15 protein-coding genes and 1 pseudogene are annotated in these 21,187 nt (G+C 49.4%); 5 read left to right on the forward strand and 11 right to left on the reverse strand.

Going from position 1 to position 21,187, the window contains the following annotated elements; genetic code table 11:
* The first annotated feature begins 49 nt into the window (after positions 1 to 49).
* Complete coding sequence (locus CFREI_RS12475) at positions 50 to 796, forward strand: metalloregulator ArsR/SmtB family transcription factor (RefSeq protein ID WP_205618463.1); 747 nt, start codon at positions 50 to 52, stop codon at positions 794 to 796.
* Here the strand turns inward: CFREI_RS12475 and CFREI_RS12480 are convergent.
* The gene (locus CFREI_RS12480; RefSeq protein ID WP_027012920.1) at positions 793 to 1,140 is read right to left on the reverse strand and encodes a hypothetical protein; all 348 of its coding nucleotides are present in this window, start codon (positions 1,138 to 1,140) and stop codon (positions 793 to 795) included. The two genes, CFREI_RS12475 and CFREI_RS12480, sit on opposite strands and share 4 nt — an antisense overlap.
* A gap of 342 nt (positions 1,141 to 1,482) precedes the next feature.
* Between CFREI_RS12480 and CFREI_RS12485 the strand changes: the two genes are divergently transcribed.
* Positions 1,483 to 3,084: an ATP-binding cassette domain-containing protein gene (locus tag CFREI_RS12485; RefSeq protein ID WP_156907771.1), complete on the forward strand. Its 1,602-nt coding sequence runs from the start codon at positions 1,483 to 1,485 to the stop codon at positions 3,082 to 3,084.
* A gap of 387 nt (positions 3,085 to 3,471) precedes the next feature.
* On the opposite strand, the pseudogene CFREI_RS13400 reads toward CFREI_RS12485, so the two are convergent.
* From CFREI_RS13400 to CFREI_RS12530, 9 genes and pseudogenes are all read right to left on the reverse strand, one after another.
* Positions 3,472 to 4,692, reverse strand: a pseudogene (locus CFREI_RS13400) (cysteine peptidase family C39 domain-containing protein).
* Between the two features lie 7 nt (positions 4,693 to 4,699).
* Positions 4,700 to 5,389: a hypothetical protein gene (locus tag CFREI_RS12495; RefSeq protein WP_156907770.1), complete on the reverse strand. Its 690-nt coding sequence runs from the start codon at positions 5,387 to 5,389 to the stop codon at positions 4,700 to 4,702.
* Between the two features lie 43 nt (positions 5,390 to 5,432).
* Positions 5,433 to 6,329 (reverse strand): ABC transporter ATP-binding protein, encoded by an 897-nt coding sequence (locus CFREI_RS12500; RefSeq protein ID WP_169719160.1) that lies wholly within the window; start codon positions 6,327 to 6,329, stop codon positions 5,433 to 5,435.
* 14 nt (positions 6,330 to 6,343) lie between these two features.
* Positions 6,344 to 6,976, reverse strand: coding sequence for a lanthionine synthetase LanC family protein (locus CFREI_RS12505; protein WP_290246092.1), 633 nt, complete (start codon positions 6,974 to 6,976; stop codon positions 6,344 to 6,346).
* Positions 6,977 to 6,981: 5 nt separating this feature from the next.
* Complete coding sequence (locus CFREI_RS12510; RefSeq protein ID WP_027012914.1) at positions 6,982 to 7,554, reverse strand: hypothetical protein; 573 nt, start codon at positions 7,552 to 7,554, stop codon at positions 6,982 to 6,984.
* Positions 7,555 to 7,584: 30 nt separating this feature from the next.
* Complete coding sequence (locus CFREI_RS12515; RefSeq protein WP_169719159.1) at positions 7,585 to 9,414, reverse strand: VaFE repeat-containing surface-anchored protein; 1,830 nt, start codon at positions 9,412 to 9,414, stop codon at positions 7,585 to 7,587.
* A gap of 792 nt (positions 9,415 to 10,206) precedes the next feature.
* On the reverse strand, positions 10,207 to 11,742 hold the full coding sequence (gene glpK, locus CFREI_RS12520) for a glycerol kinase GlpK (RefSeq protein ID WP_027012912.1): 1,536 nt from the start codon (positions 11,740 to 11,742) through the stop codon (positions 10,207 to 10,209).
* Positions 11,743 to 11,763: 21 nt separating this feature from the next.
* A complete protein-coding gene (locus CFREI_RS12525) occupies positions 11,764 to 12,504 on the reverse strand; it encodes an MIP/aquaporin family protein (protein ID WP_027012911.1) in 741 nt (246 codons plus the stop codon).
* A gap of 5 nt (positions 12,505 to 12,509) precedes the next feature.
* Positions 12,510 to 14,234, reverse strand: coding sequence for a glycerol-3-phosphate dehydrogenase/oxidase (locus CFREI_RS12530; RefSeq protein ID WP_035112207.1), 1,725 nt, complete (start codon positions 14,232 to 14,234; stop codon positions 12,510 to 12,512).
* A 222-nt stretch (positions 14,235 to 14,456) separates the two neighbouring features.
* On the opposite strand from CFREI_RS12530, the gene CFREI_RS12535 reads away from it, so the two are divergent.
* Positions 14,457 to 15,965, forward strand: a complete 1,509-nt coding sequence (locus tag CFREI_RS12535; protein ID WP_035112206.1) for an HAD hydrolase family protein — start codon at positions 14,457 to 14,459, stop codon at positions 15,963 to 15,965.
* Between the two features lie 19 nt (positions 15,966 to 15,984).
* Here the strand turns inward: CFREI_RS12535 and CFREI_RS12540 are convergent, their stop codons facing one another.
* Positions 15,985 to 17,610: a VanW family protein gene (locus CFREI_RS12540; RefSeq protein ID WP_027012910.1), complete on the reverse strand. Its 1,626-nt coding sequence runs from the start codon at positions 17,608 to 17,610 to the stop codon at positions 15,985 to 15,987.
* Positions 17,611 to 17,869: 259 nt separating this feature from the next.
* Between CFREI_RS12540 and CFREI_RS12545 the strand changes: the two genes are divergently transcribed.
* Positions 17,870 to 18,067, forward strand: a complete 198-nt coding sequence (locus tag CFREI_RS12545; RefSeq protein ID WP_027012909.1) for a DUF2613 domain-containing protein — start codon at positions 17,870 to 17,872, stop codon at positions 18,065 to 18,067.
* 17 nt (positions 18,068 to 18,084) lie between these two features.
* Positions 18,085 to 20,961 (forward strand): alpha-(1->3)-arabinofuranosyltransferase domain-containing protein, encoded by a 2,877-nt coding sequence (locus CFREI_RS12550; protein ID WP_035112205.1) that lies wholly within the window; start codon positions 18,085 to 18,087, stop codon positions 20,959 to 20,961.
* Positions 20,962 to 21,187 lie beyond the last annotated feature (226 nt).

Genomic DNA, 21,187 nt, shown 5'->3' on the forward strand with positions numbered 1-21,187 from the left:
ATGCTACACCTACATATCGAAATCTATCAATATGCGGCATGATGGAAGGGTGAACGATAGTTACATGTGCGCTTGCCCTGTTGGCGAGGTGACCTCGCCGTCAACGTCGCTTGAAGCTTGGGTGGAGCAGTTCAAGGCATTGGGGGATATCACCCGGCTGCAGCTAGCTTTGATGGTCAAGCAGGCTGCACCGTCCCCAGTGTGTGCATGCAACTTCCCTGAAGCCTTCGGCATGAGCCAGTCGACGATCTCCCATCATTTAGGCAAGCTGGTCAAAGCAGGGGTTCTCGAAAGACAGAAGCGAGGGAAATGGGCGTACTTCACGCTCCATCCAAGCTTTGATCACAATCTTCTTGAAAACCTTGAGTCAGGAGTCGCCATGAATGTCAATGACGCAACCTCAGAAACCACAATCTTGTTCGCCTGCCGGCAAAATGCTGGGCGTTCCCAGATTGCCGCAGCGTTAGCTAAGCAGCTTGCGCCAGAAGGTGTGACGATTCTGTCGGCAGGATCCGAGCCTGCTGATGCGGTTCATCCCGTCGTCGTTGAGGCTCTCGACGAGATTGGCCTCCAACCCGATTCTCAACCCAAACCACTAGACCCCGCACAGGTGAAAACGTCTGACTGGGTCGTCACCATGGGGTGTGGCGAAGCCTGTCCCTTCTTCCCGGGCGTCCATTATCAGGATTGGAAGATCGACGACCCCAGCGACCATTCACTCGAAGAAGTCCGGGGCATCATTGACCAGATCAGAATACGCGTCCAGGAACTGCTTGACACAGTCTCCCAAGACTAATCCCCATGAGCCTCTCTGGCTGCAAAGAATCTTGGTGCAACTAGGAAGGTCGCCGGGACCATGTTTTTATTGCTCTCGCGCAGCTTCCGAAGCTCTAACAAGAGCTGCATGGAGCCGGTAAAAAGCTCCTGGCGGAGCCCCCATGTAGCTTTGACATTTCCTTCATTAGCAGTTCTGTTCCCCGCATTGCGTCGCTTAGCAGCAGCAAAAGCTTTAGGCCTTGCCGCCACACTCAGCACCCCGCAATCATCTACACACCCGAAGCCTCGCAAGTCCTCATCGGCCACGCCACCATTCACTCCGACGGCACTATCGCCATCACGTTCAACAACGATGCAACACACTTACTCAACAGGATCCTTCACCCAAAGCGCTCCCGTCCTGGAGTTTCCCGTCTCCCGGACGGCATGCACCCACTGGCTCGAACTGTGCACCCAGCACGGCTAGTTATGCACCCACCGGGCAACCAACCGAACCCAACCCGAACTTTGTATCCATCGTGACCATCTTTGGTCCACGAAAAACAAACCCTTGCCAGCGAAAACTTTCGCGGCAGGGGTTTTTGTTTAAAGTACTAACAGAGACTTCGGCACTGAAATGGACGCTTAGCGCCGAAACGCTATGGTATTTTAAACACATGTTCAACTAGCACAGCTCATATCCCCATTCCTCCTATTTTCGCTTTGGTGAGTGCTGTGTCTTGTTTGCGTTTTTCCTCCGTTACTTTTGGCTACCTAGCCGCCCGGGTTTTCGAACAGGTTTCGTTTCATTGCGGGCCCGGCGAACGAATATGCGTTATTGGCCCAAACGGTGCTGGCAAAACTACCCTCCTTAGGTTGGCGGCTAACCTACTACAACCTGATTCTGGCGTAATTACCAGGCCGGATGGGGTGATTGGTTATTATCCTGCGGACCACACCGATTGCACAGTGCAAGAAGTGCTGAATTATTCCTGCAAAGAGCAATTAGCGGTACAACAAAGATTTTCTGAGCTTACCGCGCTACTTGCTTCAGGGGATTCCATTGCGCAACAACAAATCGCCGATGAATACGATACTGCGCTAACCCAAATGAATGCATTAGATGTCTGGGATCTACCGTCTAATCTGGCACGGCTTTTACATTCTTTTGGGCTTTCGGAGGTTGACCCTAGCCGCAATGTTTCTTCGCTTTCCCCTGGGCAACAAGCCCGCCTGCAATTGACCACATTGTTTCTGTCACGTCCAGCACTAATGCTATTGGATGAACCCACAAACCATGCAGATAAAAAATCCAGAGCATTTCTAATTGAAGAACTCCTAAAGACGGATTGCCCTGTGCTATTTACAAGCCACGACCGGGATTTTATTAATTCAGTGGCAACCAGCATCCTTGATTTAGATACTGAGCCTTGGGCTGCACTGCTTCTTGCCCAAGGCAACCCACTTGATAATGGCGTGTTTCAATGCGCGGGAAACTATTATGAGTTTCTGCTGTGGAAGACAACCGCACGAAAGGCCCATACTGAAATTTATAGTGCACAGCAGGCATATAAACAGCAGCTGATCTGGCATATCCATGCTTCCGAAACTATCGGCCATAAGGATTGGAAACCACGCTCAGAAAGCAGGGTGAGTAGGAAGTTTTATGCGGACCGCAACCAGAAGGCTTCCACAAGGCGTTTGCTTAACGACGCCGTGCGACTAGATCGCCATAGCCAGCTTGAGGTGCGTAAACCACGATACACAGAGACCACCATTAAGCTTCCAACACCTTCTGTTGGGGAACACATTGCTGTGAGCGTACGAGAGGTTTATGTGCCCAAGCGACTCCAGGCTGTTTCTTTTGAATTAGCTGATGGTGAGCATCTTTTAATTACAGGCCCAAATGCCTCCGGAAAATCTACTTTATTGCGCTGGCTGGCTACAGGCCGGCAACCATTGGGAGCAGAGGGTTCCATGTTTATTGCAGGGACTATTGGATATATGCCTCAAAGTTTGCCTGTTTCGGGGCTAGAAAATGAACTTACCAATGAACAAAAGAAGGGTTTCCTCCATCCAAAATTTTGGAATGTGCCGTTTGCTAAGTTATCCAACGGCAATCAACGGAGACTGCAACTTGCTTCGGCTTTTCGCAATAATCCAAGTGTTGCAATTATCGATGAACCAACAAACTACCTTGACCTTGATGCTATTGAATCCTTGGAATCAGCACTTCAGGATTGGGGTGGGACCTTAGTTCTAGCAACTCATGACCCTTGGCTGATTAAGCACTGGCATGGCGCACAGCACATTGAATTAGCAGGCTAGATCCATAAAGCCAAAGCACTATTTCCAGCAAAAATGATATACTTCCTGCCATTAGAGAAAATGTAAATTTATTCATTACTTCTGATAACTTTCAAGAATCCACCTCGAAAGTATGAGCCTGTATATGAGCACTCTAATCCGGGCAAAAGACTCTTTACCTATGGTCTCTCTGGCGTGCCTATTTGTGTTCTTGCTTCTTGATGAGAACTTTAGAAACTCCCGCCCCAGTATTATATTTGTCAGTCTAATCGCTATTGTATGCGGATTAAAAACTCCAAAAATGGCCGGAGTCTTTTTCTGCTTAATTTTTCTCTGCCTTTGCCACGATGGAAGCACAAGAAACATTGTTAGTGTGCTGGGCGCGGTTGCCATAGTCGGCCTTATCGCCTATCGGGGACATCTTTTCAGCGCTGTGGCAATTGGTATATTCGGCCGCAGCCGCTCCAACCAAGATAATTGCTGACGCGCGGAGACCTGAATAAAAGCACCACTTAAGTTAGCTGCGATCTCGCGGTTGTTTAGGGTCACCGGCCCACGCGCAGGGTCCATCACGTAGCTTTTAGTCAAACCAACTCGCAGCACAATAAAGTGCCCTTTGCGTTGATGCGCGATAAGCAAGGTTCCTAATTGCTTCAGCTTGTGCAGTTTTTCAGGAGGTGCCTAAAAACCATTGATATCAACGCCGTGGTCCTTCTCATAGTTACGCAGTTCAGCGAAGGCAAACCCGTCGGCGTTGAGACGGTCATAATCGATAAGTTGAGCAACATTCACCTGCTTACTCAAGGAATCAAGAACTGAGGTATAGCACGCTAAAAGGCAATCTCTTCCGGTTTGCTGGTACACCGTCTTTGGCGTTGACAACATCTCATTTTCCTTCTCTGGACGCGCCAATAAATGCTTCCAACTCATCGAAACAGCGACAAAACCAATGCCTAAGCCAATCAACAATGGCAGCCAGCTCAGCAGCGAATAATCCGGAAACGGATACCCCACCGCTCCTGCGAACGGCAGGATGGGATTGTATTGGGCTACTTTTGAAGAACTGACCAAAATACCGAGCCCCACCAGCATAATTCCCAAACAAACAGTGAAACCTACACCAGTGTCTCGGATCCATGCATAGATAGCAAAACGAATAAGGCCCCAGGCAATAACCGCAAGAACATTGCGAAACGCAAAAATTGCTACCGGCGGAAACGAGTTTCCAAAGATCGCGCCATGACTTCCAAGAGCTGCGAGCCACCCAGCCAAAAGCGTTACTGAAAGAGCTGCACCAAAAACCCCAAAAACAACGATAAGTGCCGAGATTTTGCGTTGCGCATAACGTCCGCGAGATTTATAAAGCTGCACCACACCACCCTGGATCTCAGCTTTTGCTAACCCAGCAGCCAAAATTGAAACTATGATCGGGCCAAGCATTAAACAGTACAATTGTGTACATGCTGATATCCAGGTGCTTTGGGCGACTTGCTGTTGGTCTATTATATCGCCATTTGTGCCTATGAAACTATATCCCGTGCCATAGGCTACGAGCCCCAACAGTGCAAAACCTACGAAGTAAGCCCAAAGCGGACGTGCCTTTTTAATTTCCAACCAGTAAAAACGCATAACGTATCTATTCCTTCCCAATCCGGGACCGCAACAAAGCGAACAATCCAGTCGAAAATGCAAGCGCTACAACCAATGAAAGCAACAACCCCCACAATGCATTTGGATTCGGCTGAAATCCAAGCTCTATTTGGCTCAAATCGACGTCATAAAAAGGTCGACTAATAAGCAATGATCCCGGCGGAAGCAGCGCCCATATTAGGGAAAACGAGATATTCAGAGCGAAGCTGATCACTAAAAGAATAACAGCCGCAACGGCCGACGGCACCAAGCCACCTAACATCAAATGCACGCATGAAATAACAAATAAAGTATACAGTGATGAAATAATAAGCGCAGTGAATACAACTAGCAGTGGGGCCGCCTCTGCAATCGAATAAAATGCGGAAACCATCACCACTACCACCAGCGTGTAACCAATAGCCCACAACGCCAACCACAGAAAGCAAATCCCTAATTTCACAGCTAAAAGCTGTGAAATTTTTCCCTTCCTAGCATGAACTAAGCTCCAGATTCCATTTTCTTGTTCTTCTGTGAGAAATATCTGCACATACGTAAAAACGACCAGAGGAAGAACAATTAACACCATTACGGCACTTTGATTAATCATCGCTTGAGAGGTGTCAGAATGTGGAAAGTCACTTTTACGCAAGTAAACATTGGCGATCCCCATCCAAACCGCAGACACAGCAATCAAAATCGCAGTGGTGACGAGTCCTTTTCGTATACGGAATGCTTGTTTAGTGAGCACTGTGTCCTCCCGCCGTGAGTTCGAAGAATTTTTCTTCTAAAGACGGTGCTTTTACATAAGCGCCAGTGATTGGTATTCCTCGTGACGTCAGCTCAGCAATGAAAGCCGAGACATCAACATTGTGCTGGATCCAATACTTATTTCGAGCAATTTCACTGAACTGAACATGGGAATTTTGAAGCAGCGATATCAACTGTTCTGGGTGTGAGGTTTCAACAATGAACTTTTCATCAGCCAATAACTGCTGAATCGGTCCGGAATAGCAGATTTTTCCAGAATCAAGTATGCCGACATGGGTAGCCACATTCTGCATCTCGGAAAGGATGTGACTTGAAACCATTACCGTAACATCACGTTTACCTGGTAGTTCTCGTATAAGGTGGCGCATTTCCACGACGCCTTGAGGGTCTAGACCATTCGTAGGTTCATCTAGAATAAGAAACGCTGGATCCCCCATTAATGCCACTGCGATACCAAAACGTTGCTTCATTCCCAGCGAATAATTTTTAAGAGGCCTGGTTATTGAGGGGTCAAGCCCGACGTCCCGCAAAAGCGCACCGTAATCCTGTTCAGGAATCCCAAAAATAGCCGCCAAATAACTAAGATTCTCTTGGCCGCTCAAGGCAGGATAAAATTTCGGATTTTCTATGAGCGAGCCGACCCGTTCGAGAGTTCCCTCTTGCCCATTTGGAGAAACATAGTTAAAGGAGCCGGTGTCAAAATTCATAATGTTTACCAGCCCCTTCATGAGTGTACTTTTACCCGCTCCATTGACCCCTAGCAGCGCGTACACAGTTTTTTCCGGGATGGAAATACTCACATCTTGCAGCACAGAATGCTTACCAAATTTTTTAGAAACAGAATTGATGTTAAGTGCGTAAGCCATAAAATCGTATTCCTTTACCATTCAGGAATGATCGTTCCGTTGTAGCCTTGAGTTCCTAGTGCGCAGAGAATACCAGCGGATCCAACAAGTAAACCCTTAGAATGCTTCGATATTCCCGTGGCTGTTTTCATATCTTCGACTGAAAAGCGGGCTGCCAGTGATTGCTTAAAGTGTTGGGCAGTGTAGGCAAGTTCATGTTTATGGGATCTCAAATGATCGCTGAGAAATTCAAAGATCAAAATCGAACCCGAAATACCATGACAAATACAATCATTCCCCAAGGTATTCTCATTGCGTATCAAATTGGGGATCTGTCGCCGCAGATCCTTTAACGCTACCGCTTCTGCACTGCGGAGTGTGGTTTGAGCGACAATAGCTCTAGCGATGAGCGCGCCACCCGAACCATTGCACCATTGTAGCGAATCTACGTCTTGCTCGAAGCGAACGTCCAAAAGGCAGCCTTTGCCAATTTCCTCTTCATACTGCAATAGTTTCAGTATCGCTTCTTCCATATAGGGAGTTCCGGGGTGGAATCGCTCGTACTGGGCTAGAGTCGCAATGACCCCCGAAGCGCCATGTGCAAAACTCACGTTCCCAACTAAATATTTTTGCTTGACGAGTTTAGAAATATCCGAATCGCAGATCATCGAAATCATGTTATCGCCAGCTTTTCCACGCCTTTGCTCGGTGAATTTGCGCGAGCGAAAAGTATACCTGGAGTCCCTGTCAGCATGTCCAACGAATCTGCACAGCTGCCGAAGTTGGAATTGCATGTATCCATTAAATCTTCAAGGATATCGGCAACTTCAAAGTATTTTTGTGCCTGTAGCCTGCCCAAAGCCGCAACTTCACCGAGTACACCAAAAAGTCCTTTATAGTACCCGACTTGCAGATCACTGGGATTATTCAATTGATCACGGACGGCATTTTGAAGCAAATCGGCATAGCAATCCACATCTTCGCGAGCTAATAGACCTGTCTTGCGCAGAGCTTTGACCACGCCAGCTGTACCCATGCATACATCATTTGGGATCGTCGCAACTATTACATTTTCATCCATATCAACCGTGACAGAAATCCACGCTCTACTATCGTCCACTGGTAAATGAATTAAGTCTGCTTCGAGTTGATTAGTGATGTTCGTTGTAGCAGATTCGAGGGTTAACCCTTCATCTAAACATCCATTCGCACGAAGATAGAACAAAACAAAAGGTGCCCAGCTCATTAAAGCTGGGCACCTTAAACGCCGATTGGCCTATTCGGAACGGCGTTTACGAACTACGATAATCGCACCGATTGCAGTAATCACTAAACCTACAAGCACCAAGGTGATAACACTGGCACCCGTATTTGCAAGGGTTGGTGCTGCTTTGGCATTCGGGACCGCGCCGTTGCCTTGACCCTTTGGATCTCCATTGCCTTGGCCTTGTGGAGCTGGGTCAGCTGCTTTTGGATTTCCGTTGCCTTGACCCTTTGGATCTCCATTGCCTTGGCCTTGTGGAGCTGGGTCAGCTGCTTTTGGATCTCCATTGCCTTGGCCTTCTGGAGCGGGATCGTTGCTCCCACTTGCAGATCCAGTTTGTGAGGAGCCTGCTGCAGCTAAAGCACCAAGCAATAATCCACCTGCAGCAAGGGTTACGAGTGCTGCACCAGTACCACAACCACCGCCGGAGCTACCAGCGCCTTCCTCGCATCCCCCTCCATTTCCACCGCTGCTGCCAAAATCGAGGGATCCGATAAAGCCCCCGCCGCCGCCTGCTCGACGTTCCCATTCATTGGCAACACGAACTGTTTGTGCCCGATCGTTGATATCGGTGTGTTCTGCGATCAGATTGCCGTTTTCGTCGTATGCCCATTCGAATACTACGAGGGTTTTTCCGGAGTAGCCTTCTGGAACATCAAACTGTACTTCAACCTGCCCATCAGGAGCTGTCGGTACGAGCTCTTTTTCAGATTTGATTCCGGTACCTTCACCGGTTTCTTTATCCATAAGCTCGCCTTTGATGATGTACTTCTTGCCCACAATTAGGCCAGAATATTCAACAACATCAACAATGGTGCCGCCTTCAGGCGCTAGGACTTTATCAGCATCACGTTGATCTGAGGCTGAAGTCTTAATGGATACGTTTGTGCCTTCCCAACGTACAGTGAACTCTTCTGTCTTACGAACAACATCATTGTGAGTAACAATAAGGGTTTGTCCGTGTGTCCCGTCATCCTTTGGCGTCACAACAAGTGCACCTGAGATTGCGTCACCTTCGGACGATGCAGTGATTTTTGCTTCTCCCTCAGACTCATCAACTTTCAAATAGAATTCGGTGCCCGGACGGATATCAGAAGCTTCTATTGGATTGCCGTCAGCATCAACGATCGTTCCATTATCAGTCGTGATCTTTAAGGCAGCAGCGTTGGTCTCGAACTTCAATGGTCCCATAACACCATTTGGTTGACGGGTAGCCTTGGAGTCATCCATTTGGATGGAAAGATCAAGTGTGGACGTTTCAGCACGACCAACATTTGCTGCGCCTGTGAGATATTCATAGAGTTTGAACTCACCAGCTTTGAGAGCGGCATTGTCAGTTGCAATACCTTTATACTCAAACTCATCGGCCAATAGGCTCCAGATTGCGCCTTGGGTCTGAGCAATAGCAGCTTGCTCTGTAAGCTCCTCTGCGGATGCCCCGACAGTTGCACGAAGTTGATCAATAGAAACCGCAGGATAGCTGTTTGCCGCAATCCAGTTCACCTTATGCCGGATAGCTTCATCAGTCTTAAACTTATTACTGCCTGGGAATTCATCCCACTTTACAGTCTTTGCCTTATCGGAGTACACAACATTGACGTTGTACTCGATGCAATATGCCTCGCGGGTGGTACCGCCAGATTCAATATTAAATAGGCGCGTCATGATACGTCGATCATTGCCCCAGCTAATACTGAGGCCTTCCTGACCGCCGGATACCTTGACCTGAGCACCCAGCTCCTGCGCACGTGCGGCAGGAACAACGGTGACAACGCCAAGCACTAATGCCAGCGCTGACAGGAATGCGAATATGTAGCGACTCTTCTTTAAATGTAAAAGCATTTGGCCCATCATTCTCGATTAGCAACACGTTAAAACGCATTACGGTGGATCGAATTAATTTGAAAACGAGCACTTTATGAGAAATTAAAAAACCAGCTCATTCTTTAAGAAAATCGCCAGTATCACATTTCGAACCCGCCTCACCCGCTGACGGTAGCACGGTCCCTATCCTCTAAAGCAACTATTAGGCAGGAGTCACAATATTTATTTTTTAGTTACCCAAGGCTGCAAGCGTTCTAGCTCGCAAAAGTCGCCAGATTACTACATACATTCAGTAGCGCGCATCCCCTTTTTGGGGCTACGTATATCCCCCTCTGTACTGCGATTACATGATAGGACATGCGCTTCCAATGATTGCCGCACGCAACCAGAAAAGCACTTTAATAGCCCCATTATTAGGGGCGCCAGACCTGCAGAGTAGCGCCCTAAACACTTTCATTAAGAGCCAATTGGTTACCGTTTTGCTACATTATCAACGAATTATTTCTATGAATTACCCACCCTGAAAGCTTACATTTTCTTAATGTGTTCGCATGTCAACTACATCAAATTCACTGCAAGGTGAATAGTTACGTAGCATTTTCGCGATCGTAAATAAGGAAAATTAGATCAAGCATTAATCCATAGGGCCAAATATACCGGTAGGTTTTTCGCAAGAAGTTAAGGTCCTAAAACGCTCATTTAGCTGAATAAATTGATCGTATGTTCAAGATGCGTGAGAGAACATCAGAAAAAAGGGCACCTAACATCCCGAATAAGATATAGGTGCCCCTATCAGCAAGAACGCTACTTCTACTCGTTCTCCTCCCAATTCAAAGTACGCTCCACGGCTTTATTCCATTCAGTGTAAAGACGTTCTACTTCACCGCTATCCATTTTCGGCTTCCATACGCGATCAATTCCGCCTTGCTCTTTAAGCTGCTCCAATGAATCCCAGAAACCAACTGCTAATCCAGCTGCAAATGCAGTACCTAACGCAGTAGTTTCAATGATCTTTGGGCGCACCACGTTTGTGCCAAGGATGTCCGATTGAAATTGCATAAGGAGCTCATTCATGACCATGCCACCGTCTACTTTGAGGTCAGTAATCGGCACTCCCGAATCTGCGACCATTGCGTCTGCTACTTCACGGGTTTGGTATGCGGTAGCTTCAAGTACAGCCCGGGCGAAGTGATTACGGTTAGCAAATCGAGTCAATCCTACGATCACGCCTCGTGCGTCCGGACGCCACCTTGGCGCGAATAAACCAGAGAATGCTGGCACGATATATACACCGCCATTATCGGGAACAGATCGTGCCATATTTTCAATAGCAGGGGCGTTTGGAATGATCTGTAGGTTGTCGCGCAGCCACTGCACAAGTGAGCCACCCATCGAAACCGAACCTTCAAGAGCATACACCGGTTTTTGCCCTTGGATCTGGTAACAGACCGTAGTTATAAGGCCATGATCGCTCCACTTTGGTGTCGTTCCAGTGTTAAGCAATAGGAATAATCCCGTGCCGTAAGTATTCTTGGCGTCTCCGGGCCGGAAGCATGCTTGTCCAAACATTGCGGCTTGTTGATCGCCAAAAACACCGCGGATTGGCACGGATGATAATGTACCGCGTTGACGTACTTGCCCAAAGTCTCCAACTGACGGACGTATCTCTGGGAGCATCGACATGGGGATACCAAGCTCGCTGCAAATATCTTCATCCCAACGAAGTGTCTGAAGATCCATAAGTAATGTTCGAGAGGCATTAGTAACGTCTGTCACATGCAGTGCAGGTTCCCCTTGATCGCCTTCCGCGCCACCAGTCAGATTCCAAAGGAGCCAAGTATCAATAGTTCCAAAGAGTAGGTCACCAGCTTCTGCGCGTTCCCGAGCGCCGTCAACATTATCTAGAATCCATTTTATTTTCGGCCCAGAGGGATAGGAGTTGATCAAAAGACCAGTGGTAGCGCGCCAACGATCTACACCATGATCTTTTGAGAGTTCATCACATATCTTATTCGTGCGGGTATCTTGCCATACGATGGCGTTATACACCGGCTTACCTGTGTTTTTATCCCAGACAATAGTGGTTTCACGCTGGTTCGTAATACCCAGAGCAACAATGTCTTCCCTAGCGACGTCGCTATCAGCCAAGGCGGCACCAACCGCGCGGCGAGTATTGTCCCAAATTTCCAGCGGGTCATGTTCAACCCAACCTTTTTGCGGAAAGATTTGCTCGTGCTCGAATTGCCCAACCGCAACGATATTTCCATCGTGATTAAAAATAATGCAACGAGTTGAGGTGGTCCCCTGGTCGATTGCCGCTACGTACTTATTATCAAAGCTGGCCACAGTATTTTCTCCTTGAGGTATTTACAGTGCGAGTGTTATCAGGCCGACAGTTATTGCTGCGAGCGTTGGCCCGACAATGGGCACCCACGCATATGACCAATTCGGGGACCCTTTGTCTTTAATTGGCAATACAAACGCATACATAAGACGGGGACCAAGGTCACGAGCCGGATTAATGGCATAGCCGGTCGGAGTTCCAAGGGAAAGACCAATAGCCACCACAATAAAGGCCACCGCAAAGTACTTCATTGGCCCAAGTGTTGCACCACCTGTCGGACCAAACACGATAAAGGCGAGAAGCGCGAAGGTTCCAATAAACTCGGTGACGATGTTCCATCCATTGTGCGGATGCGCTGGCTGGGTAAAGAAAATTGTTCCAGTAGCATGATTCGCTCGTGTTACTTTGCCAGTGCTATCCACATTATTAGCATCAAACATTTGTTTAAAGGCTGCCCAGGCAAGTAACGCACCAAACATCGCTCCTAATACTTGGCCGAGAATGTAACCGGGAACAATACGCCACGGGATGTCGCCAGCCACCGCAGCCATAATGGTGACTGCTGGGTTTAAGTGCCCACCGGAAACATCTGCTACGGAAGCCCCTAAAAACACGCCCAAGCCCCAGCCTAAAGCGATAACCAACCAACCGGAACCACGCGCCGCAGAAGTCCGAAGTGCGTTTGCGGCGCATACGCCATTACCAAAAAGCAAAAGCATTGCGGTTCCCAGGAATTCCCACCAGAAGGCTTGAGAAAACGTCAGCATAATCACCGATCCTGTGACGTATCAATGTCAGGTCGAGTATCAACCACAGCCGTAGCTACAGCATTCGCATCGCTATCTGTAAGTTGCTTTTCTGCCTCTAGTGCGGCCGCTGTGCGATCACGATACACTTTGAGTTCTTGCCCAATCCTCGCTGCATCCCAGCCCAGTAATGGAGCCACAAGTGTAGCTACAGCTTCTGCTGCCTCAACCCCACGATCCGCATACTCCATGGCAATGCGAAGACGTCGATGCAAAATGTCCTCAAGGTGGACTGCACCTTCATGCGTTACTGCGTATCGAACTTCTGCCAGGATGTACCCTTCAGCACCAGGTACCGGCTGGAGTAATTGAGGATCTGATTCTGCTGGTTCCAAAACTTCAAAAATCAACGATCCATAGCGACCCAATAAGTGGTCAACCTGGGTTTCGGTTAAACCAAGTCGCTTTGCCAAAGGTGCCACTTGATTCGCAAGTGCATGGTAACCATCGGCTCCCAATAGCGGTGTGGATTCCGTCACTGAATCAGGAACCGTAAAGGGAATGTCCTCCGCGGCTTTATCAACAGCGTCTTTACCAATCACGCGGTACGTGGTGTACTTTCCACCGGCTACTGAAACAAACCCGGGCGCGACTCGTGCAACCGCATGGTTCCTTGAAAGATTTGTAGTGGAGTCTGAAGAGCCTTCAACCAGTGGGCGCAAGCCAGAGAAAACACCAACAATGTCACCATGAGTTATCTGCCGGCGTACCTTGGCATTAACATGGTCCAAAATATAGTCAATGTCAGCACGAGTTGGTGCAGGATCGGCAAGATTCATAGTCCAATCCGTGTCAGTTGTGCCAATAATCCAGTATTCACCCCAAGGAATCACAAACAGCACAGACTTTTCCGTGACAAAGCATAGTGCCGCATCCGCATCCAAACATGATTTGGGAACAACGATATGGACACCCTTGGATGTATGCACAGAGAATTTGCCTTGTACACCAGCAAGTTTCTCAATTTCGTCATTCCAAACACCAGTGGCATTAATAAATACCGAGCCGCGGATCGTCGTCGTGTTTCCGGTATCGGAGTCGAGGACTTTCGCACCGACTACGCGATCACCTTCTTTTTCGAATCCAACCACCTGTGTCGAAGTTCGAACTAATGCCCCGAACTCTGCAGCTGTACGCAAAACCATCATGGTGTGGCGCGCGTCGTCGACAAGCGTATCGTAGTAGCGAACACCTCCAACGAGGGCATCATCCTTAAGCCCTGGCGCGATTTTCATCGTGCCTTTATGCGACAGATGCTTTTGCATGGGAACGCTCTTTGCACCTCCCATAAGGTCATAGAGCATAAATCCTGAAGCCATATATGGGCGTTCCCAGACCCTGCGAGTCAAGGGGAAAATAAACCGCAATGGTTTTACCAAATGCGGCGCCAGCGTAGACATGGAAAGCTCGCGCTCACGCAACGATTCCGCCACCAAGCGAAAATCCAACATAGCCAGATAGCGCAATCCGCCGTGAAACATCTTGGAGGAACGGCTGGATGTACCAGCGGCAAAATCCCTACCTTCAATAACTGCGACTTTTAAGCCCCGCGTAGCAGCGTCCAGCGCCGCTCCAGCACCGACCGAGCCGCCACCAATAATGACAAGATCAAACTGTTCAGTTCCAAACTTTTCCCAAGCATCCTTGAAATAGTTGGGATTAAAAGCCCGCGTAGAGACCGTGGCCACGATTTACCCTCCTAGAAATAAATTTTACAATTATCACTTACCGGGAATTAACGATTGCTGTATCACGTTCAGGCGAGTCGTTATCCTGATCGAAGGCTATCCGCAAATGAACACTGGCAATCACTCATTATATTCACAACAGTAACACCAAAAATTATGTGGCGCACTACCCAAGCGAGGGCAATAGTGAGTTTACGCACGTTATTGAGTACGATAGCCACTATGCCAAGGGATATTTTCTATACGTCAGTTGTTGGTTTGACTCGCACCCTTTTCGCGGTTCAGGGGCTAAAAATCACCATGACTGGGTTAGAACATGTGCCCGAAAAAGGCGGTGCGGTAATTGTTGCCAACCACACCGGCTACTTAGATTTCATGTTTGCTGGAGTCCCATTCCGCAAATATAAAAGGTTGATTCGCTTTATGGCGAAATCATCAGTCTTTGAGCATCGCCTTGTTGGCCCTATTATGCGCGCCATGAACCACATTCCTGTCGACCGAATCGACGGGCAAGACTCATACCGACGCGCAGTCCAAATGTTGCGTGATGGTGAACTGGTGGGAATCTTCCCAGAATCCACAATCTCCCGCAGTTTTGAAATCAAAGACATGCGCAGTGGCGCCGTACGTATGGCACAAGAAGCCAATGTGCCAATTATTCCCGTAATTATCTTCGGTTCACAGCGGATTTGGACCAAAGGACAAAAGAAAAACCTAGGTAGGACAAATACTCCTATACACATTAAAGTTTTAGAACCCTCGATCCCTCAAGGTTCGCCGGAAACGGCAACAATAAAGCTCAGCGAAACCATGAAACAAGGTTTAGAAGCTATTTGGAATGAATACCAAGCAGCTCATGGCGCTTTTCCAGCTGGCGCTTTGTGGGTGCCAGCACGGTTTGGTGGAGGTGCCCCTACCTTGCAAGAAGCACAAACGGAGGATTGCGTAGTGGAGGCCGAACGCCACCGAATCCGAAAGTTACGCGAAGATCTTGCCGCATTAAACACCCAAATAAAAGCTCTTTTGCCGCGATCCGGAAAAACTGAAGAAGATCCGCAAATAATCGCGTGGATCAAAAACACCATGGAGGAACTTTCCAACGAAGTCACACTCGGAGTCAGCGACGGCAAAGAAAAGATCGTTGCAGCAGTGGAACAAATCAAAACAAGCGCTGCTCAAATCAATCCATCTGATCTTGCACCTATTGCCGCACAGGCTCGCTTGATCCTATCCAGGCTGCCCCATAGAAAACGGCTACATACACTGCCAGCGGCGATTATTTGCGACCTTGAAGGCACACTGCTCACCTCTGAAGGTCAAATCTCCCCAGCTACGCTTTCTGCATTAGAACGCGCCCATAATGCTGGCAGTGCCATTATCTTCGCTACAGGTTTTGTGCGAGTACCCATTACATTGGACTTTCCAGTTCACACTGTGACCTGCGATGGGACCTTAAGCACCTTAGCAAGTGGTGAAACGGAAACCATTGCAGATGCCACAAAAGCCACAGGTGTAGCGTGGGTTCTTGAAAAGTTAGGCATCCCCGCGTCTGACGCCGTCGCATTTGGTGATGGTAGAAATGACATCGAAATGCTGCAGTATGTAGGGACTGGCATTGCAATGGGCAATGCCGACCCAAATGTAATCCGTGCCGCAAAATGGGTGACTGGCACCAATGATGAAGACGGCATAGCCGAAGTTATAGAACCCGTCTTACCGAACGAAGAATAATTTCGGCTAACTAGCTGCCTTAATCACACCGAACAATCGGTGAAGGATCGTACTTTGTTTGTGTTGTTTGGCGGGAAATTTCCGCACCATTAAGGTCGCGGATAATTCGTGTATCGGAGGTAGTGAACCCCGGCGCCCCTTCTGAAGGTGAGCATTTTGGCCCAGAAACCTTCACCGTATGGGGTGAAGTCTGCGCCCAGCGACCACCTGGAACTGATTCCACTTGAACTGTCTTCACACCCATCAGTCGGACTGTTACGTTCGAAGCGTCCGCGCTTGCTCGAATAAGCACAGGATGTGGTGATGTATTACGGAATTGCAGATCGATCTGCCCTTCAAATACGGTGGCCTCACGTCCCGCTGGATAGCGGGAAATATAGTAGCTGTGAGGTGTGTGAGTTACATCCTCCATACCAGCGAAATAGGATGCGTTATACAGTGTTGTAGCAAACTGACTAATGCCACCACCAACTGCGGTATCAGCCCGACCATTAAGGATAATTCCAGATTCCACAAAACCTTGGGCTGTGCCTCGCGGACCCGTCCATTCATTCAGTGAAAATACGTCGCCAGGCGCGACCACGGCACCATTGACTATTTCAGCCGTGCGGCGAATATTTACACCCGATGCAGCTGAAAAACCACCGGTAGTAAATTCTCCAACAACCTCATCAAAGGTGGCGCTTTCAGCTTGCGCGGTAGTGAATGTAGCTGGTTCATCGATATATACGGCATCAAACTCTCGCTCACCATTCGCAAGAATTCGTTTATCCAGGTCTTTAAGCGCAATATCCCAATCGATCCGCACACCATCCTCATGAGGAACAACCCCTCCAGGTGTAATTTGGGCATTCTTTTTAGGCTTTTCGGATTTACCAATCCCTTCAGCAAAAATATTTCGCGCGATTTCTGGATTGACCACGCCTTTAAGGGTCTTCCCTTCCGGCACAAAGGTCACCACTTCCCCCATCCTATCTGGTGGAATAATGCCTTCAGCATCGCGGCCTTTGAGCACTACCGGGCCCGAAACTGCACTTTTTGCTTCTTTTGCTGCAACAGCATCGACGATATCTTTTGTAATTGCTGGATCCGTGGTAGGAGCTTTTATGGTCACACCAGCTGGATTCACCCAGTCTTCTTGAATAACTTGAAGCATTTCGGCACTGGTCTTTTGACCAATAATTGGATCAGTGACTTTCACTTCTCCGCCTTCGAGGACAATCACACCGTCGGCGGGGTCACGAGAGAGCTCATCGGAGAGCCGAGCCACAGTGACGTCGAAAAGCTCCTTATTGACCTTACTTACAATGGGAACTTCATGAGCAAAGGGAAAGGGATTGAATCCCCGCGTACCAGCCGACTCAATCGTTTTTTTCCAGTCAGGCTCCAACCCAGCCTCAGGCGGCGCGAAAGTTGCTTTCATATCATTGGACTTAACCTCCACCTTGGTTGGAGTTTTAGCAGACTGAAGCCGCTTCTCAGCTTCGCTTGGGGTTAAGCCGCCAATACTCACGCCAGCCACGGTCGCGCCACGTGGAATAGTGCCACGTGACAGCAGGAAATCCGCCCCGTAAACAAGGATGGACAACACAAAAAGTCCGATCAAGAGGCCAAACACGATGAGTGAGGTCTTCGATGCACGCACAGAAACAACAGTACCGCGTAAGCTGAGATGACATAAGAATCTGGCACCCCCCAAAAAACTTCCACCAATATAGAAAGGCCTCAGGTATTCTTGTCAGGACCCCACCAAATAGGGATATACACTGCAGGTTTACTATGTATACCGTGCAATGCATTGTTCCAAACCAACTCAACGGATAATGTTAAATAATCCTCCAAATCATGACGGAAGCTGAGCGTCCCGCCCAACATCACCTTAAAAGGCTAGGAAGGAGAGCGTGATGGCATTTGATTCTGATTCTCTAACTCGTCGATCCATCGGGCCGGCGCTTGCCAGCGCAGTGATTGGCGTGGTACTCGGGGTGGCAGCCATCGCCGGAATAGCTGAGCTTTCTCAACCCAATGCCGTACCACTGCAAAGTGGTGAAAGTGTAAAGGATCCACTCCTCGGCGGCGCGGAGTACGGTTCGCGGAAATAGCTATCAATACGATTTCTATGCATCGCCTTGGTTGGGTGCTGCTGACCCTCTTGTGTTTTGTGCAGTCACCAGGACTAACGGCCGCCGATACCAAGCATGATTTGGCAGCAAACCCGGCAGGTTTTTTAGCAGGTGCGCTTTCTGCATGGTCGGATACCTTTCCCCTCGGACAAGTGCAAAACCAGGCATATGGCTATCTGTTCCCACAAGGGCTCTTTTTCTTACTCACAGACCCCCTTCCTGATTGGATTGCACAGCGACTTTGGTGGTCGTTGGCATTATGTATAGGTTGGTCTGGATTTTTAAAACTTTGCGAGACCCTAGACCAGGGCAATCAACTTGGAAGGTTCCTTGGCGCCGCGGCTTTTGTACTCTCACCCCACACACTCACCACACTTGGTGCAATATCGTCAGAAACGTGGCCGACCATGTTGGCGCCATGGGTTGTAGTAGGTGTGCTTGGCCGAAACCCTTGGGTGGCGACACTCGCCGTCGCTTGTATGGGCGCGGTAAATGCTACGGCAACATTGGCAGCATGCATTCCTGCCGGAATAATTGCACTTTGGCAACGCCGTTTTTTTGTGTGGGTGCCATGGTGTTTGGTGAGCCTCTGGTGGATTATTCCGCTGCTTGTCCTGGGAAAATACGCACCACCATTTACCGACTATATTGAAAACGCTGCGGTAACCACGCGCTGGCTGAATCTTACAGAGGTACTTCGCGGCACCACGAGTTGGACACCGTTTGTGTCTACCGAACGGATTGCGGGGCACCAGCTTGCGGTTTCCGCAGAGTTTATTTTGCTCACCTGCGCAGTCGCCGGACTGGGAATGTTTGGGTTGCGGCGATTACACCCAGTATGGCGGGTAATGTTCCTTATTGGCGTATTGGTATTGGCTGGCAGTTTCCATGCCTCCGCCCTGCTCGATGGCCCACTAGTGGCACTGCGCAACGTACATAAATTTGATCTTTTAGTGCGCCTACCATTGTGTTTGGGGCTGGCTACGCTTCCTTTTGCAGTCCGGTGGGAGTCGCGTCGCGACGCCGCGTACCTAATGTGCGTACTCTGCGTCGCCACATCCCTGGCTCCGGCGTTTCGATTACTACCAGAAGGCTCTTACCCAAAGGTCCCCGAATACTGGAGCGAAGCGGCAGATTGGCTTAATAAAAACGCCCAAGATACCCGAACCATGATCCTCCCTTCCGCACAATTCGCCCGATTTAACTGGGGAAATACCCGCGATGAGCCGCTACAACCACTCTTGGAAGTGCCGTGGGTAGTACGGGACGCTATTCCCCTAGTACCACCGGAAGCAATTCGCGGTTTGGATGGCATAAGTAGTGTTGAGGATCCGTTCACTGCTGCTCGACGCCTCGGCGTGGGCATTGTGGTGATTCGGAAAGACCTGCTAGGCAAACATAACCTTCCGGACTACAAAGGTTTAAAGGTACACAAGTTCGGAAAAATCGATATTGTTGAACTTGATAGAAACGCAGACATGCAGGTCACCGAGACAAAGCCTGTCAAGGTGGCTGGCGGTGGCGAAGTCCTTGCTCTTCTTGATCAAGTTAACGGCTACCAACCACGTGAACTGGTTTCCGAAAACGCCGACATTGTTACGGACACCCCAATGCTGGTTGAACGGAACTTTGGCCGCGTGGAAGGCGCCGTCTCCGCGCCCTTAACCAAAAACGCAAGGGTTCGCGATTATGTATCCGCCGGGCCACGAACAATATTGGAAACTACTGGACCAAAAATCTCCGCATCCTCGGCGGGGGACAGTATCCACCAGCTAGGCTGGGCCGATCCAGCAAGGTCGGTGAGCGCGGCCGTCGATAAGCAAGAAAGTACGGCATGGTTCCCCATAGGTCGAGGGTGGATTGCACTACACGGCGATTTCCATGACCCCATAGTAAAAATCCGTGGCACACGCCGAATGGAAGTAATAGTCAACGGCAAACCCGAAATCTTACGCGCAGGGAAAACCGAACATATCCAACTCCTGGGCGAAATTTCCACTGTGCGTGTCGACGTCTCGCACGGCGGCATCGCCGAATTCAGCATTGAGGGCGAAGAAACCACCCACCGTGTTGTGGTACCCGATACTTCACCGGATGTACAACAATTCGTGTTCCAGCGAGTATTCGTACCCACCGGTATGATCCTGCGCCGCTTTACCGCACCGCGCGATATGGAAGTAAACCTTGACTGTAAACACCCAATAACCTTGGACGGCGTAGAACACGAATGCGGCTCATCGATCCAGCTCAAACAAGGTAAACACGATCTTGCAACCCATAGCGACTGGGTCACACTTACTACCCCAGGCTTTTCCCCTGAACCCGGACCACGACTCTTAATCACCGGCCGCGCATACAACCCCGGCATGCATGCCTACCTTGGTGACAAAGAACTCACACCCATACAAATCGACGCCGCCACCCAAGCCTTCAAACTCGAACACGGCAAACCCGAAGATGTCAGATTCGAATTCGCCGGCGATAAACCCTACCGATACGGGCTGGCTGGTGGAGGCGCACTCGCAGCGGTTGTACTGGCTGTTTTGTACTGGTTCCACAGACGAAGAAAGCGGCTGGCACCCCTAGCTATTATCCCTTGGCGACACAGCAGGTTCCTCTGGATCCTCTCCGCCGCAGTCGCCGGAATCACCGCCGGACCCGTGGGTGCATTAGCTTCAATTGCAGGATCACTCGCCCGCAACCGATACTTCACCCTGCTTGGTATCGGCTTCGCCGGACTCTGGCTAGCCCACGCCCCCTGGCCAGAAATCGGATACGCTGGCGACCGCAACTTCCTCGCCTGGGCCTGCTGTATCTCCCTCGGAGCACTAGCGCCTGTGAACCTGCCGAAGTGGAAGTGGAGGAAGGGTTAGTTAGACGAAAGCGGAACGAGACGTAATGCTCAAGCTGTGCAATCGCCTCGTCGCATTCAATGTCCCCCCGACCTGATCTCAACTTTATCGCCAGTATTCATCGTGCCGCATTGTGTGGCAGATGCTGCGAGATTCTTTGTAGAAATTGAGCTACTTGCATCACTCGAGTTATTCGAACCCCCTCCCGGCTTGTAGTCAGTCACCGGGCTTGTCAAGGAAACCCGCC

Source organism: Corynebacterium freiburgense (genome assembly GCF_030408815.1).
In the GTDB taxonomy this organism is placed as follows: Bacteria; Actinomycetota; Actinomycetes; order Mycobacteriales; family Mycobacteriaceae; genus Corynebacterium; species Corynebacterium freiburgense.